Origin of the sequence: Microcystis aeruginosa LEGE 91341, assembly GCF_015206885.1 — a bacterium.
In the GTDB taxonomy this organism is placed as follows: Bacteria; Cyanobacteriota; Cyanobacteriia; order Cyanobacteriales; family Microcystaceae; genus Microcystis; species Microcystis aeruginosa_H.
Genome location: NZ_JADEXY010000097.1, coordinates 1 through 17042 on the forward strand (window position 1 = coordinate 1; position 17042 = coordinate 17042).

Annotated in this window: 10 protein-coding genes; 5 read left to right on the forward strand and 5 right to left on the reverse strand. The window is 42.3% G+C overall.

Annotation, left to right across the window (positions count from 1 at the left end; all coding sequences use genetic code 11):
• The first annotated feature begins 252 nt into the window (after positions 1-252).
• From dnaK to IQ234_RS14655, 5 genes are all read left to right on the forward strand, one after another.
• Complete coding sequence (dnaK, locus tag IQ234_RS14635; RefSeq protein WP_193957619.1) at positions 253-2415, forward strand: molecular chaperone DnaK; 2163 nt, start codon at positions 253-255, stop codon at positions 2413-2415.
• A gap of 145 nt (positions 2416-2560) precedes the next feature.
• Positions 2561-3436: a J domain-containing protein gene (locus IQ234_RS14640; RefSeq protein WP_193957620.1), complete on the forward strand. Its 876-nt coding sequence runs from the start codon at positions 2561-2563 to the stop codon at positions 3434-3436.
• Positions 3437-3584: 148 nt separating this feature from the next.
• The gene (locus IQ234_RS14645) at positions 3585-4793 is read left to right on the forward strand and encodes a quinone-dependent dihydroorotate dehydrogenase (RefSeq protein ID WP_193957621.1); all 1209 of its coding nucleotides are present in this window, start codon (positions 3585-3587) and stop codon (positions 4791-4793) included.
• 235 nt (positions 4794-5028) lie between these two features.
• Positions 5029-6714 (forward strand): alkaline phosphatase PhoX, encoded by a 1686-nt coding sequence (locus tag IQ234_RS14650; RefSeq protein ID WP_193957622.1) that lies wholly within the window; start codon positions 5029-5031, stop codon positions 6712-6714.
• 751 nt (positions 6715-7465) lie between these two features.
• Positions 7466-9055 carry a DUF3352 domain-containing protein gene (locus IQ234_RS14655; protein WP_193957623.1) on the forward strand — a complete coding sequence of 530 codons (1590 nt, stop codon included), beginning with the start codon at positions 7466-7468 and terminating at the stop codon, positions 9053-9055.
• Here IQ234_RS14655 and IQ234_RS14660 read toward each other — a convergent pair.
• The 5 genes from IQ234_RS14660 to dnaB all read right to left on the reverse strand — a co-directional run bounded on the left by IQ234_RS14660 (position 9029) and on the right by dnaB (position 16868).
• On the reverse strand, positions 9029-10276 hold the full coding sequence (locus tag IQ234_RS14660) for a bifunctional folylpolyglutamate synthase/dihydrofolate synthase (RefSeq protein WP_193957624.1): 1248 nt from the start codon (positions 10274-10276) through the stop codon (positions 9029-9031). The genes IQ234_RS14655 and IQ234_RS14660 overlap by 27 nt on opposite strands.
• Positions 10277-10633: 357 nt before the next feature.
• Complete coding sequence (locus IQ234_RS14665; protein WP_002790924.1) at positions 10634-11359, reverse strand: 2-phosphosulfolactate phosphatase family protein; 726 nt, start codon at positions 11357-11359, stop codon at positions 10634-10636.
• A 660-nt stretch (positions 11360-12019) separates the two neighbouring features.
• Entirely contained in the window at positions 12020-13336 is a 1317-nt protein-coding gene (locus IQ234_RS14670) for a family 10 glycosylhydrolase (protein WP_193957625.1), read from the reverse strand.
• A 195-nt stretch (positions 13337-13531) separates the two neighbouring features.
• The gene (locus IQ234_RS14675) at positions 13532-15109 is read right to left on the reverse strand and encodes a glycosyltransferase family 39 protein (protein WP_193957626.1); all 1578 of its coding nucleotides are present in this window, start codon (positions 15107-15109) and stop codon (positions 13532-13534) included.
• Between the two features lies 1 nt (position 15110).
• Complete coding sequence (dnaB, locus tag IQ234_RS14680) at positions 15111-16868, reverse strand: replicative DNA helicase (protein WP_193957627.1); 1758 nt, start codon at positions 16866-16868, stop codon at positions 15111-15113.
• Between the last annotated feature and the right edge of the window lie 174 nt (positions 16869-17042).

A 17042-nucleotide genomic window follows, 5' to 3' on the forward strand; every position in this document is an offset into this window, starting at 1 on the left:
CCACACCCCACACCCCACACTCTGCCCCCAGGAAAAACTTTTTCAGCAGACCCTATTTAAAACCCCCCAAGCTCGATCGCCAGAGTCGCTAAAAGACCACTTCGGTAATCACACCCTTAATTGACCCGGAGCGAGAGCGAGAACCTAAGACAATTCGATACAATATTGTCAACAAGCATTAAGCGATTTAAACTATCGATCGAAGGTAAAAGTCCCGAAGTTATCGAAATCTAGGGGGAGACAAAAACAAGCATGGGTAGAGTAGTAGGCATTGATCTAGGGACAACTAACTCCGTCGTCGCCGTGATGGAAGGCGGAAAGCCAGTGGTCATCGCCAACTCGGAGGGCATGAGAACCACCCCTTCTGTGGTCGGTTTTAATAAAGATGGGGAGTTAGTGGTCGGTCAAATGGCCCGGCGACAAGGGGTACTCAATCCCCAAAACACCTACTATGGAGTCAAACGCTACATAGGTCGTCGCTACTCGGAATTAAACCCCGAATCGAAGCGCGTCCCCTACACCATCCGCCGGGATGAGATGGGCAATATCAAAATTAAATGCCCCCGTCTGCAAAAAGAATTCGCCCCCGAAGAAATTTCCGCCCTAATTTTACGCCGATTAGCCGAAGAAGCCAGCCGTTATCTAGGGGAAGAAGTGACCGGGGCCGTCATCACCGTCCCCGCCTATTTTAATGACTCCCAACGTCAAGCCACCCGGGATGCCGGCCGAATTGCCGGGTTAGAAGTGCTGCGGATTCTCAACGAACCCACCGCCGCTGCCCTAGCCTACGGTCTCGATGAACAGGAAAGCAAGAAAATCCTCGTTTTTGACCTAGGAGGCGGTACTTTTGATGTTTCTATCCTGGAAGTGGGTGACGGCGTTTTTGAGGTGAAAGCCACCAGTGGCGACACCCAATTAGGCGGTAATGATTTCGATAAAAGAATCGTCGATTGGTTAGCCAATCAATTTTTGGAACAGGAAGGCGTGGAGCTGCGCCAAGACCGGCAAGCACTACAAAGACTCACAGAAGCGGCAGAAAAAGCCAAAATTGAACTATCTGGGGTCAGCGTCACCGATATTAATCTACCCTTTATCATCGCCACGGAAGACGGACCCAAACACATCGAAACTCGCCTGAGTCGGGCCCAATTTGAGGAATTATGCGGCGATTTAATCAGTCGTCTCCGTCGTCCTCTCAAACGGGCCCTTTCTGATGCCGGTTTGTCCCCCGTCCAACTGGACGAAGTGGTACTGGTGGGCGGCGGCACGCGGATGCCGGTGGTGAAGGATTTGGTGCGGAGTTTTATCGATAGGGAACCCAATCAAAATGTTAACCCTGATGAGGTTGTAGCGGTCGGGGCGGCTATTCAAGCGGGAATTTTGGGCGGCGAGGTCAAAGACGTGCTGCTCCTCGATGTGACCCCTTTATCCTTGGGTTTAGAAACCATCGGCGGTGTGATGAAAAAGTTAATCCCCCGCAATACCACTATTCCCGTTCGCAGATCTGACCTTTTTTCCACTTCTGAAAATAATCAAACTGTGGTGGAAATCCACGTTTTACAGGGGGAAAGGGAAATGGCCAGCGATAATAAATCCCTGGGACGTTTTAAATTAACTGGTATCCCCCCCGCACCCCGGGGTATTCCCCAAGTGCAGGTGTCCCTCGATATCGATGCTAACGGTATTCTACAAGTCACCGCTAGGGATAAAATGACCGGACGGGAGCAAAGTGTCACCATTCAAGGCGCTTCTACCCTCAGCGAAGGGGAAATTAACCGGATGATTGGCGATGCTGCTCGATTTGCGGAAGCAGATCGTACCCGTCGCGAAAAGGTCGATAAACGCAATCGCGCCCGCTCTCTGGTGGATCAAGCCCAACGACGCTTAAAAGATGTTACTCTCGATTTTGGTAATGAGTTCACCCGTTCCTATCGTCGTCAAATTGAGTCCTTGAGTACGGAAATTATCGACGCTTTGGAGAAAAATGATGACCGTCGCATTGATCGCGCCCAGGCGGACCTACAGGATGTTATCTATGAATTAAATCGCGAGGTACGGCTACAATACGACGAGGAAGACGAGGGCTTTTTTAGCGCTATTCGCAAGACTTTTACCGGGGATAAGGAAGATGAGCTTCCCTACGAACCGCGTCGCGATCGTTATCGTCAGGATTATCGTCCCAGTACACCGGGTTATGAAAGTGATTATCGACCCAATTATTCGGCTAATCAAGATAGTTATCGCCCCCGCAATCAGGACAATTACTACAATGGCCGCGATAGCGATTGGCAAAGTCCCCCCCCTTCGGAGGAAAAAAGTTATAACAATAGTAAAAGTAACCGCAGCGGCGGCAATCGTTCCCGCAATATCCCCCCCCAAAATAACTGGGATGATGACGATGATGATTGGTTTTAATCAGTGATCAGTAAACAGTGATCAGTAATCAGTAAAAAGACAGTGGGAAACTACTATTTAATACTGCTCGCTTAATACATACTGCTCACTTAGAACTAAAATCTGATAACTAATAACTGATAACTGATAACTGATAACTGAATATATGCCACAATTAGTTAATTATTATGATGTTTTAGGAGTATCTCGCACGGCTACTGGTGACGAGATCAAAAAGGCTTTTCGACGACTGGCTCGCCAATATCATCCCGATGTTAATCCGGGGGATAAATCGGCCGAAGAAAAGTTTAAAGATATTAATGAAGCTTATGATGTTCTCTCCGATGAAGAAAAACGGGTTGAGTATAATCGTTCCTTGACGGGGATTAAGCGCCGTGGGATACGTCCGGGGGAAAAAGCCAATAGTAACGGTAATGGAAAAATGCCCCGTACAGAACAGGATTTATGGAAGTTTAAAGATTTTAATAACCTTAATACTAAGCGTGCTAAAATTGCCTCCTCTCCCCGTTTAACTCGTCGAGATGTGGAGGCAAAATTAACTTTACCTTTAGAGAAAGCCTATCAAGGTGGCAGACAAAGAATTCGTCTGGAAGATGGTAGATCAATAGAGGTTGATATGCCGGCAGCTATGATCGATGGGCAGAAAATTCGTCTCAAAGGTCAGGGGATTGAAGGGGGTGATTTATATTTAAAAATAACTATCGCTAGGCATCCTTTTTTTAGGATTCAAGGTTCCGATCTTGTCTGTCAAGTACCGATTACTCCTAGCGAGGCAATTGTGGGCGGTTTTGTGGAAATTCCCACCATTGACGGGTTAGTTAAAATGATGATTCCCAAAGGAGTTAAAAGCGGTCAAAGATTACGTTTAGCTAATAAAGGTTATCCCACTTCCCAAGGAGAAAGGGGTGATCAATTAGTGGAAATTCAATTAGTTAATCCTCCCAATCCTAGCCCCGAAGAATTAGAACTTTATCAAAAAATACGGGCGATCGAAACTTTTAACCCTCGTCAAGGTTTATAGTCTTGGGGATTATAAACTAGGGAAAGCAAGGTAAATTTGGTTAATACGCATTTAAACTGCTTATTCTTAGATAAGCGGAATTTCCACCAATCCCTTTACTGTTGCCTCTTGCCTTGTCCCAACAAGTAATTTAAATAGTTAACAGCTTATGACAAATATAATTGATACAATTAAACCATTTTATCCCCTAGCTTTTAAGGCTATTCGGGGCAATTTAGAGGGAACACAAAAACAATTATTAAATACTCTGCAAAAAATCGATCGCTCGCGGGGGGAATTTTGGGGACAATGGTTAATCTCCCAATTATCAGAATCCCTCAGTTTTAGCGATTCTCGCCTATCGCAAAGCCTCTGGGGGTTAAATTTCCCCAATCCCGTCGGATTGGCGGCAGGATTCGATAAAGACGGTTTAGGGGCTGGACTTTGGCATAATTTCGGCTTTGGTTTTGCCGAGGTGGGTGCTGTCACCCTAGAAGGGCAACCGGGCAATCCAAAACCGAGATTATTTCGTTTACCGGAAGATTTGGCTGGATTAAACCGTATGGGTGCAAATAACCTCGGTGCGCCGGTTCTAGCGGCAACTCTCCAGCAATCTTGGCAACGACAACCCCGACAGATTCCCATCGGTATTAACCTCTGTAAATCGAAAAATACGCCCCTAGAAAAGGCTCCAGACGACTATTTAGGCAGTTTTCGCTATTTATTCCCCCATGCTGATTATTTTGTCGTTAATGTTAGTTCTCCCAATACTCCCGGTTTGCGTTCCCTGCAAAGTGGGGAACAACTCGATAAAATTCTCGACATTTTACAAACAGAAAATCAAGGCAGAAAACCCCTATTAGTGAAAATTTCTCCCGATTTGGAATGGGAAGATATCAGAACAATTATTGATTTAGCTTTCTCCTATCAATTAGCTGGAATTGTCGCTACTAATACCACCACTAAACGCACGGGATTAAAAACCACAATTTTGCCCGAAACTGGTAAACCAATCACTGAAGAAGCAGGGGGAATTAGTGGGCAACCTTTGCGGGAACGTTCCACGGAAGTGATCCGTTTTATCTATGGGCAAACCCAAGGCAATTTACCGATAATTGGAGTGGGAGGCATTTTTTCTCTCGATGATGCTTGGGAAAAAATTACCGCCGGTGCGAGTTTATTACAGATTTATACTGGTTGGTTATACCGAGGACCCTGGCTAGTATCAAATATTTTACAAGGATTAACAGAAAAATTAGAAGCCAATGGGTTGACTAATATTAATCAAGCGGTGGGAATTAATAATGGACTTCTGCCAAAAATCAAAAATATTCCCTTAGGGAAAGAGTCACAGGACAGTATTAAGGAGTCAGAATAAGCAAAAGAAAGACATTGTTTATTAGGCTCGATGATTAAATAACAATTGTTAATAGAAAGAATCTAGGTCGTGAGCATCCAGCTTTTTTACAATTGTTTACACAAACATTAATAATTATGACAAAGCATCAGTTCTTAAAGAGTTTTTATTCTCAGGTTATCAATCCCTTAATAAAAGCCTTCTAATCTCAAGAGAGAACGTTTTGTTTCCTTGAGATTAGAGGACTAAAAAATTAATGATTGCTTCACATTCTAACCCCAAAAATGTTCTAGCGGCAACACTGCTAACAGTGGGAATTTCCCTAATAAACGTACCGACGGTTTTAGCGCAAGCTCATACTAATACAGGCGGACCGCAGGTGACAGGATTGAATGGTTATGAATATACGCCCCTATTTACAGTGGGTGAAACCATTAACAATTACACTCCCATCGGTATTCTTGATGGAATTGGCGTTATCAATCTAGGAAATGGGACGATTCGTGCCTTGGTCAACCACGAAGTTAGAAATAACCAAGGAGCCTCTTATACCCTGAATCCGGGTACTGCTAACCAGCTTTCCGTGAGAGGAGCAAGAATCAGTTACTTTGACATCGACACCAGTAGTCGTCAAATTATCGGTTCTGGATTAGCCTTCGATAAAATCTACGATCGCTCTTACAATATAATCACCAGTACCAGTCAATTTGAACTCGCTCCCACCATTGGAGGTTTAGATCGTTTTTGTTCTGGTGCCGCTTTCGGTCGTTATTCCTTCGGTCAAGGGATCGGTTTTGAAGATAATATCTACTTTGCTGGAGAAGAAACCAGCAATGGGACTCAATGGGTTCTCGATCCTACCAATTTCGGTCTCTGGGCTGCCCCAGAAATGGGTCGCGGTGGTTGGGAAAATTGGACAGAAATTGATACAGGTAGAAGTGATCGCATTGCGATGATCGGGGGTGATGATACCGAGTCCGCACCTCTCTATCTCTACATTGGGGAGAAAAACGGGGTCGGAGATGGTAGTTTTCTTGATCGCAATGGTCTCAAACAGGGCAAACTGTATGTTTGGGTAGGTGATGAAGGTGTGGATCCCCAGGACTTTGCTGGTACTGGTAACACCAGCGCCGGACGTTGGGTAGAAGTGGTGAACGAGGGAAGTGGGGTTGGTTTTCTCAATGGTTTTGCCACCGATAGCAATCTTCGGGCCCAAGCGGACGCTTTAGGAGCTTTTTCCTTCTCCCGTCCAGAAGATGTCTCGATTAATCCCAGTGATGGTTCCCAAATTGTTCTTGCTTCCACCGGACGCAGTTCTTTATTCAATGGGGCCGATAGCTGGGGAACCGTTTATATCTTCGATAATAATCTGGTTTTCGATCAAAACGGCAATCTCGACACCGCTGCTTCTAGCGTCAGCGCTCGCATTCTCTACGATGGTAATGATGCGGGTGGCGGTCAATTTAGCGGTCCAGATTTTGGGGTGAGAAGTCCCGATAACCTCGATTGGTCCGATGACGGTACTATCTATATCCAAGAGGATCGTTCTTTCTCTGATTTCGGTCAAACCTCTGGAGAAGAAGCCTCGATTTGGCGACTTGATGCCACCACTGGACGAGCGACACGAGTAGGTCAGATCGATCGTAGTGCTAGTTTACCAGGTGGTCAAACCGACAGCAGCCCCAGTGATTTAGGTAACTGGGAAACTTCGGGGATTTTGGATATTACTGAATTCTTTCCGGGCGCTCGACCGGGAGAAAAAATTCTAATTCTCGACGTGCAGGCCCACAGTGTGCGAAATGGCAGCATCGGCGGTCCCAATAATCTTGTCGAAGGTGGTCAATTAGGTTTATTAACTGTCCAAACCCCGGAACCGACTCTCCTCTTTGGTTTAGGTTTCTTTGGTTTATCTGCCTTGGCATTAAAACGTAAACAACGCTAAAACGATAATTTCTTGTATTGTAGGGGGTTGAAAAAATTCAGCCCCTATTTTTTGTCATTTTTGGCTCTCTTGGATATTGGGTCAAAAAGGTCTAATACTAAATCCGTTGAGTAACGCACAGAAAACGGGTTTCTCGGAGAAACCCGTTTTCTACTCATGCAAAAGGCAAAAAGGGGAATGAATAATCAGTCTTTAATAACCAGATTTAGTATAATATAGGTTCATAATAACCTTATTTTTTCAAAAAGCTGTACTTTTCAAGAAAATTATTATGCTTCTGATAGCTTTTTAAGTATCAGAGTTAACAGCAGTAGTTTGAATATTTTTACATAAATATATTTAAAATAAATGCAACAATTCAAAAACAATACTTTTTAATCTAAACTATTTTCTAATAACAGGGATTTTTCTTGTCTGTATTTCTGCATACTTAGTAATCAGAAAATTTTCCAGAATCATGTCCAGTTTAATGATAAAATCAGCCTTTTATGGTATTCATATCAACAATATTTGATCATTCTAAGCTGTACTGCATTTAAACTGTGTATTGGATACTTTAGTACAAAAGCTAAAACTACTTCCCCCCGCTCCCGTGCAGTCTTAACGAGTAATTTAGATAGTCAACAGCTTAGTACCTCCAGAAGCTATAATAATAGTTAAAGCTTACTAAAGATTAACCAATTCTTTAGAAACTACAACCAGAGACAAATTGATCGCCAAGTATTGAACTTTTTAACCAAACCACAATTCTATGTCAAAAAAATCATTTTTACCCGGTTGTTTAGTCGTACTAGGACTAACAGCAGTAACCGCAGGAGGTGTCTATCTTTATCTACGAGGACAACTTCCTTGGCAAAGATTCACCCCCTTGCAATCGGCAAAAGTTATCCCAGAAACTGCTTTCGCTAGTAGTTTTGTCTCCACGGATGCAAAAGCTTGGTCAGTGTTAGCTAAATATGGTACACCAGAATCGCGAACTGCGGTTAGTCAAGGACTAGAAGAATTACAAAAAAATATCTTCACCGATAAGATTGATTATCAACGGGATATCGAACCTTGGATCGGTAGTATTAGCTTTGCTTTCCTTCCCGCAACTACCCCCGGACAATCGGAATTATTAACGGTTATCGGGATCAAAGATAAAATTAAAGCGTCGGAATTCCAGAAACAACTAGGACAAAAAGTTAATCGCAAAACTAGCACCAGTGACTACAAAGGTATTACAATTACTGCTATAGATTGGCAGGATAATACCACCATTTATACTGCCGTTACTGGCGATTTTTTGTTGATATCCTACGATAAAAAGGTGTTAGAAGCGGCGATCAATACCTACCAAGGACAGCCATCTTTTAGCAGTAAACTGGAAGTGATAAAACTGCTTTCCCAATCCCTCAACCTACCCAATACCCTAGCAACAATTTATATCGATGATTATGCCAAAATATTGGGAGCAGATGCTAATTTATCTCCCCAAAGTCGGCAAGAATTAGCAAAAATTCAGGATATTGTCGCGGGAGTAGGTGTCACCGATACGGGATTACAGTTACAAATGGTGGCTAAACTTGCTCCTGAAACTATTTCTAACCTACCTTCCCCCAGCAGAAATCAAGTTTTAAATTATTTACCCGGAGATACCATCGCACTCTGGAGCGGGAATAATCTTAAACAGGGATGGGAAGAAGCAGAAAAACAGTCCCAAACTAACCCAGAATTACAAGCTTTTCTGCGTCAGATCCGTGAGAATTTTCAGATGGCAACCCTTGACGCGGATAAAGAAGTTTTTAACTGGATGGATCGAGAATTTGTCTTCGGAATTATCCCTAACCAGCAAGCGGTGGGAGGGTTAGGTTTTGGGGGAATGATGATTTGGCAAACCGGCGATCAGAAAGCGGCAAAAACTACCCTCGATAGGTTAAATCAATTGGTAAAAACTGTTCCCTTTATCACCATAAAAAACAGTCAAATTTCTGGCCAAGATGTGACTGAATGGAAAGCGGAAGAACAAGCGATTTTAACCTATGCTTGGCCTAATAATGATACCCTAAAAATGACCGTCGGAATTCCCTATCAACCGCAACCGAATCAACCGATTAGCAAAAGTGAGATTTTCCAAGCATCGATCGCAAATTTGCCTAAAAATAATCTCGGTTATTTCTTCATCGATGTGGAGCAAATTATCGCTAAAGCAGGGGGAATTAATAATCTTCCTGCCACGGAATTAACCCCAGAAGCAAAGGCCTTTTTAGAATCGGTACGCGGTATCGGAATTACTGCCACTATGCCTGATAAAACCACCAGTAAAATTGATGTTTTATTTTCCCTGAAGCAAACTCCCTAAAAAGTAACCGACTAAATAAAGCGATCCACAGAGAATTATCTGACTATCGGCAGATTCTTGGATGGCTTTTTTTAGTCCTAAAAATACATCGGAACAAGTCTCTAGGTGAGATAATTCTGGACAAATTGAGTCCGCTAATTTCGCTAAGGTTTCAGGATTAGCACTGCTATGATCGGGGACGGGAACTAAATATAAACTATCGCCTTTTCTTAACAAAGCTTGGAATATTTCACGATGATCTTTAGTCGATAAAATTCCCATCACCCAGATAATTTTTGGAGCCTTTAAACTATCTACATACTGCCTTAAACCAATAGCAGCAGCAGGATTATGAGCGCCATCTATTAAAATTTCTCGCTGACACCAATTAACGGTTTGTAAACGTCCTAACCAGCGAGTTTTTGCCATTCCTTCCTGCACGACTTCATCGCTAATTTGCCAACCTTGCCGACGTAAAATATTAACAACAGCGATCGCTATAGCGGAATTAGTTAATTGAAAATCTCCCGCTAAGGATAAAGGATATTCTAACCCTTGATATTTAGCACGATTATCGGCAATTTTTTCGGCAGCTTCTACCCATACCGTCGGACAATTTAACAGCTTGATTCTCTCCCTAACTACCCCCTGCGCTGATTCCGGTAATTGTCCGATAACTGCGGCACAATTCGCTTTTAATATCCCCGCTTTCTCCCCAGCAATATCGGCAACCGTCGGGCCTAAATTTTGCCAATGTTCCCGACTAATAGAAGTGATGACAGTAACTAAAGGTTGAGCGCAAACATTAGTCGCATCTAATCTTCCTCCTAAACCCACTTCCATCACGGCAATATCCACCTTTTCCCGGGCAAAATACAGCCAAGCAGCGGCAGTAATTACCTCAAATTGAGTAGGACTTTCCTGCTGGGGATCGATAAGCGATTCTATATCTTTAAGCAGGTTTTCTAAAGTCGCAGTTTCAATATTTTCGCCATTAATAGAGATTCTTTCTGTCCAATCAATTAAATGGGGAGAAATATAACGTCCGACTTTGTAACCGGCAGTGCTGAGAATAGAGGATAGATAGGCACAAACCGAACCTTTGCCATTAGTTCCCGTGACATGAATAATCGGAATTTGATCTTGGGGATTGCCTAAAATCTCCAGCAGATTTTTTATTCTTTCTAAACCGAGATTAACCCCAAAACGCTGAAAAGATTGCAGTAAAGAATCGATAGTCATGAGACCTCTTGCAAAAATCAAAAATCTGACCTTAGGTGAGGAGTCAGTAGTCAGTAGCCGGTCGTCAGGAGAATTAAGAATGAACATTAATCAATTAAATGCTCTATTTAGAGATTTTATGCAATTTTATGCCTATTTTTCTCATTTTTGAACTATCAACAATTAATTATGCAAGAACTCTATGATCAGCAAACTATAAATAATACTAAATCCAGTTATTAAAAACTGATTATTTATTCTCCGTTTTGCCTTTTGCATGAGTAGAAAACGGGTTTCTCCGAGAAACCCGTTTTCTGTGCGTTACTCAGGAGCATCAATCCTACCCGCACGGATAACCCTTTCTCTGGGGGGTAATGTCTAAAGTTTGACTAAAATGCTCGGTTCTTTTTGGATCGGTAAAACATCAAGAGAGTCAATATTAGCGCAGTATTTTAAATCTTCTTGACAGTGGAGACGCAAGAGGCGCTGACCGTGACTACAACTGTGGAACATTCCTAAAAGATCATTTTGCCATTGACGATAAAGGGCGATCGAGGCGATCACCTCATCATTACCGATCGCCATTTGCCCCGATTGTTCTTGTAGGGCATTGGCGATCGCTCCAGCACAGGCCGTATCTTCCAGAGAATAACCCCCTTCCCAACCAGAGCCAACAATCCAGACGGTTTCGGGCTGCCTATCCAATAAGTAATTAACCGCAGCTTGCCGATTGATCATAGCCGCAGTGATCACGATTGGGGATTCTTCCACCCTTTGCAGAGCGCGAGTGCCGTTAGTGGTGCTGATAAACAGACGACGACCTTTCATTAAATCAGGGGTACAATCGAGGGGAGAATTGCCCAGATCGCAGCCTTCCACTTTCGCACCGCCTCTTTCTCCTGCCCGGAGACGTTTTTCTGGTTGCCAGGTATCGCTCACCTGCATCAGGGTTTTCAGATCGCTAAAGGTTTGCACTGCTTCTGCACCGGCATTAAGGGCAGTGGCGATCGTGGTTGTTGCTCTTAAAACATCGATAACGACGGCGCAATCGGGTAGAGTATGGACGGGGGTAAGTTCGGGAGTATGATAAATGAAAACCTGCACGAGTTATACCAAGTAAAAAGTAAAAGGGGAAATCAGATCAACATACCGCCGCTCGGCATCGCGCGGGCAGAAGAAAGACAAGGCCGATTTTATCACGATGGATGTCGGCTAGTTACCTAGGGTTGGCTGAAAAAGTAGGGGCGAAGCATTCGGATAGAAAATCTACGGTTTCAGCGATAGGTTATTGTCCGAATGCTTCGTCCTTCAAGATCACCAAGAGACTTCGATTTTTTTACCTTGCTGATCTCTGCATTTCTTTGTTAACAAAACTTAACAATTATCGGCAAAATTTTGCTTGCTTTTATCGGCAGATTTTGGGATAATCTTTTTAAAAGATTTTATTCATAATGGAAATCTGCGGGTCTGAAAAAATTTTGCATAGATTCCCATTGTATAAAAAGCATAGCGCAAGTCGCCGGCAAAGTCAAGTCCTTTCCCATTAATTATGGGTTGGCTGAAAAAGTAGGAGCGATCACCAGTTAAGATACAAGGTTTTTGAGCCACTAGCTTGAAAATCTTGCAGCTGCTTGGCTAAACAGTCCCCTAAAACCCTTATCTCGTCTATATATTTATTCAGCAGAGCCTATTTAGCAGGGAATGAGTAAGTCTAACTCAAAATTCGATGATTCCATCTGTAATTTTTATGGGCAAAAATTGCTATTAACTACCCGGAGGGGGAATTACAGGAATTTCGATCCCGTCCGGCGCTAAGGGGGGAGGTGTGGGGGTTAGTTCTGGCTGATAATTAGGTTCAGGTGTACTAACTAAGGGAATATTTTCCACCACGGGAAGACGGGGAGTGATGGGTTGGGAAAACATTGCTTGAATTGCCGCTTTTCTGGTTTCTTGAGGTTCCAAAGCTTGCTGCCAGAGACTTTCATAAAAGAAGAAAATCACCCCTAAACCCCGTTGACGAGCCGCCAATACCTTTTCTTCAATCAAGGGTAGGGCAATCGGTCGATTGCGTAAACCGGTTAAAACCCCCACACCGGTGGGGATAGTTTGCTGGGTTTCCTGAATTTCGGGACGCTCTATTTGTTTGAGAAAACTGGGCAGATCGGGACGATAAACCTGTACGATTAACTCATCGACTAATCCTTGTCGCACCCAACCGAGCCAATCCTGTAAATGACCATTATAGGCGAATTCGTAGGGATTAGGGGCGATCGAAAGCAATATATTCGGTTTAATTGCCTGAATTGATTCTTTGAGATTAGCCAGAAAAGCGGTGATTTTATCGGCCCGCCATTTTGTCCATTCGGGATCCCGGGGGTTAGCTGGGGGCGTTTTTTCGGTTTCCTGTTGATAAAGGGCGATAGTATAGGGATCATAGCCGAATTCGTTGGGTAAACTCAGATGATCGTCGAATTGGATGCCGTTAATATCGTATTGTCCCACTACTTCCAAGACTAACTCCCGCAGAAAATTCTGCACCTCGGGACGGAAGGGATTCAACCACACCACCTCACCGGCTGCCCCCACCCAAGTGGTTCCCCCGTCGCGTTTTTGGGTTAACCAGTTCTGATGTTTTAAGGCTAATTCGGAGGTGGGAGGGGCCATAAATCCGAATTCAAACCAAGGAATGACCAATAATCCCCTGCCACGGGTTTGTTCCACCAATTCTGCCAAGATATCTTGTCCCTGCGCTCCCGTAGGCACAAAAGGCTGTATTCCTTCCCGTTTGGCGATCGCACTAGGATAGAGAGCATAGCCGGAATTCCAAACCACGGGATAGATAGCATTAAAATTAAGATTAACTAATTGCTCGATCGCCTGTTGTCGTTTATCCCTGTCCATCAGCATCGCAGTATCGTTGGTGGTAATCCAAACACCGCGAATATCAGGATCTCGACTTTGAGAGAAAGCGGCAGAAAAATAGCCTAAGAGTAGGACTATGAGAAAAGATGCTAAGAATAGTAATATAGGGAGCTTTTTAAGAATTTGCCGCCAAACGCCAGTCGGAATTAGAAAAGTCATTTCTTTAAGATGAAGATTAACGGTTTTAACTGGTTATGATACCAGCTTTGCTCAACTCTTTCAGGCTAGATTGACCCAAAATATATAGCTAGACACAATTAGTTAGACATATCTAACCATCTCTTGCCTTTTGCCTCTTGCCTTTTGCCTATCCTAACCAAGAAGTTAATTTTGTCCTACTACTTATATATTTACCTATTTCTTCCCTCGCCACAATTGACCTTGAGGATAGAAATCATCAAGACGAATATCGAATTGATCTAGGGCCAGTAATAACCGATTGGAAGGACGAAAAAGAAATAAGTTAGCTTGGGGAATTTCTAGGACTTCTTTTAACTTATCGGTATCGGGGTTAGGGGTAGTCAGGAAGTATTGTACATCAGCATTAAGACGATAATTAAGGGAAAGCAAATCACCTAAGTTAGTCCAGTCATTACCTTCGTCGCTGATAATAATGGCATTGGGTACAGCATTGATTTTTCTGGCAACTTCGCCATTCCAATAACTAGGAACTTTTGCCCAACTGGTTTCGGAAAGAGCATTATTAAAGTTCGATATTATACTAGCAGTTAACAAAAAAGTCAAGATAATTTTACCTAAACATTTACCTTGATTAAGCAATTGTGACAAGAAAAAAGCCACAGTTATATAGATAGTCGGAAAAGTCGCAATTAGATAACGGGTGACAGTCGATCTAGTGGTGGTCAAAATTAGATCGGGAATGACTAAAGCGAGGAAAGGTACTAGGGTTGAGGTAATCAGAAAAATAAAAGCTATCGGGTTATTGTAGCGATAAACTCGATAAAAAGCATAGATAATTAAGATTAAAAAAATTAGTCTATATATATAGGTGAAGATGTTATTAAAACCAAAATCGCTATCGCTAAATGGGGAAGTAAAAGTTAAGAGCCATAATTTACCGAACAATCCCCAATCGAGATAGTTAACGGCAGCCCAACTGGTGGAGTTAAAGGCTCTTTGAGAGTTAGTTAAAAAAACCTGTAACCAGGGTATATATAAAATTATCATTGTTAACCCAGATAACAGGAAAAATATCAAGTTATTTTTTCGCTCTGGTTTCATAACAAGATACCAAAGTATCAAGGCTGCTTGAGCAAATAAGTTGAGAATAAAAAAGAGATGGGTGTAGAGTCCGAGAGTATTAGCGACGGTGTATAAAGACCAATTAACAAGAGTTCTTTTTTTGAGGCATTTTAACAGCATTAATTGACTGATTATCGTTAACATAACTAAAAGACTATACTGACGGGACATTTGAGCAAATATTATATCAACTGGAGAGAGTGCCAAGAAAATTACTGCTAAAATTGCCGTTAACTTTGCCGCAAATAATTCTAGGGATAGATAGTAAATAAATGGCAGAGAGAGAAGACTAAAAACAATCGCTAAACTGCGGGAAGAAATGGGAGAAAAACCGAATATTTTTTCCCAATAGCGAGAGATAATAAAGTATAAAGGTGGGTGTTGAGGGTCTTCTTTAGCGAGAGATTTAATCGTATCAAAAACATTACTTTCTGGTTTCAGTTGTTGAAATTTTCCTAATTCTGTGGTGGATAAAAGACGATTTTGAAAGATAGTATCAGCGATTTCCTTTGCTTGATAACCAGTGGTTCTAATCGTCGTGTAGGATTCATCATGCCAATAGATTTTTTTATCAATATTTGCCCAACGAAAAACCACACCGAGAGTTAAGATAATTGCCAAAAGTATTAAGAGCCAATTGTTGTTTTTATAATTAATATTTGCTTGCATTTTAATAATTAGAGCGACTTTGTTTAAGATTAAGAAACTTGGTAAATTCTGGTTGAAAAAGTAGCTTAATTGTGCCAGTGGGACCGTTACGATGCTTAGTAATAATTACTTCAGCCACACCTCGATCGGGACTATCGGGGTTATAATATTCATCTCGGTATAACATCATAATTAAATCCGCATCCTGTTCGATACTGTTATGGACGATGATATTATTGGCAATAAAGTTATGTAATTTATCTACTGTTAAATCATACACTTCTGTCTCTCCATCCGCTTGAATTGCCATAACTTCATCCCAATTAAAAGTTAGGTCTGAATTACTCAGAGAGCGAGGTAAAGCGATATAATTACCAATATTTAATTCATCTAATCTTTGCCAACCGTGGACAGTCAAAAATTTATGATTGGCTGTAGCTCTAATCGTGCGACCTAAACGAGTTGTTAATCGAAAAACTGGCTTAAATCCTGTGGAAAAGACCTTAGTTACCAGTGCTTTTTCTAATTTCATTGTTTCCTCATTAAGAGCAAAAACCGTAAAATTAGAGCAATTCACTAACTCACAAATTGGCACTTTAGCACGGGGATCGGCTAACTCAACTAAACTATCACCCGCTAAACATCCCGACTCGCGTAAATCGGACATCATCGGTCTTTTATTATTGCGAGATTCCACAGCGCGACTTAACTGAGAAAGAGCAATTACTGGAGCGTGAATTTCCCTCGCTAAACCCTTAAGACTGCGGGTAATTTTAGAAAGTTCCTGAACGCGATTATCACCTCCCCCTTCCATTAATTGCAGATAATCGATTAAAACTAATCCCATTTGTCCCTTTTTTTCTGCCTGTAAACGCCGCACTTGGGAACGCATTTGAATCACACTTAAATTAGCACTATCATCGATATATATGGGCAAATTTAATAACTTTTCTAGTCCCCCAAGAACCTTCTCTAAATCATTTTGTCCCAAACGGCCCGAGCGAATCCGATTACTTTCGATTTTAGCCTCATTCGATAACAAACGTTGGGCCAATTGTTCCTTGGACATCTCCAAACTAAAAACCGCCACGGGTAAATTCTGTTGAGCGATATTATAGGCAATATTAAGAGCAAAAGAAGTTTTTCCCATGGAAGGCCTACCCGCAATAATAACTAAATCCGAGGGTTGTAAACCACTGGTCATCGCATCGAGATCATAAAATTGAGTTTCGATACCGGGTAGAGTGGTCGTCTCCTGCATCTTCTCAATTTCGTTAAAAGTTTCGATTAAAGTATCCCCCAGAAAAATTAAACCCTCCTGGGGTCGTTTTTGGGTGAGACGAAAAATCTTTTGTTCCGATTCATCGAAAACATTTTCTAATTCTAGCGTCGTATCCCTAGCTAACTCGATAATTTCTCCCCCGGTGGAAATTAACTGACGACGCATATATTTATCCATCACTAATTCAGCATAGCGATCGATGTTGGCAGCCGAGACAGTGCGCTCAATTAATTGTAACAATCGCGGCATTCCCCCGATTTCTTCCAACAGATAGTTATCTTGTAACCAACTGCTAACCGTCATTAAATCCGTCGGTTTTCCCTTCCCTTGTAAAGCAAGCGCCGCACGATAAATATCTTGATGGGTTTTCACATAGAAAGCTTCTGGAATTAAAAAATCACTGATTCTACCTAACGCTTTTGGATCTAGCAAAATACCACCTAAGATAGATTCTTCCGCTTCAATATTTTGGGGGGGGAGGGATTGATCGCTAATCATTGTCAATGCTGACTGTGCTTTATCATTAATTATAGTCATTCACCCTAATTAAATACAAATGTTCAGGTTAATGATAGGATTCAGGAGTCAGGAGTCAGGAGATTGTTTTTATTTATTCTCCCCACATCCCCACATCCCCACATCCCCACATCCCACACCCCTTTTAAACAGGAT

Excerpts from the sequence above, each read along its gene's own strand:
- IQ234_RS14675 (WP_193957626.1), bottom strand. The coding sequence starts at position 15,109 with ATGCAAGCAAATATTAATTATAAAAACAACAATTGGCTCTTAATACTT.
- IQ234_RS14645 (WP_193957621.1), top strand. The coding sequence starts at position 3,585 with ATGACAAATATAATTGATACAATTAAACCATTTTATCCCCTAGCTTTT.
- IQ234_RS14660 (WP_193957624.1), bottom strand. The coding sequence starts at position 10,276 with ATGACTATCGATTCTTTACTGCAATCTTTTCAGCGTTTTGGGGTTAAT.
- dnaB (WP_193957627.1), bottom strand. The coding sequence starts at position 16,868 with ATGATTAGCGATCAATCCCTCCCCCCCCAAAATATTGAAGCGGAAGAA.
- IQ234_RS14650 (WP_193957622.1), top strand. The coding sequence starts at position 5,029 with ATGATTGCTTCACATTCTAACCCCAAAAATGTTCTAGCGGCAACACTG.
- IQ234_RS14670 (WP_193957625.1), bottom strand. The coding sequence starts at position 13,336 with ATGACTTTTCTAATTCCGACTGGCGTTTGGCGGCAAATTCTTAAAAAG.
- dnaK (WP_193957619.1), top strand. The coding sequence starts at position 253 with ATGGGTAGAGTAGTAGGCATTGATCTAGGGACAACTAACTCCGTCGTC.
- IQ234_RS14640 (WP_193957620.1), top strand. The coding sequence starts at position 2,561 with ATGCCACAATTAGTTAATTATTATGATGTTTTAGGAGTATCTCGCACG.
- IQ234_RS14655 (WP_193957623.1), top strand. The coding sequence starts at position 7,466 with ATGTCAAAAAAATCATTTTTACCCGGTTGTTTAGTCGTACTAGGACTA.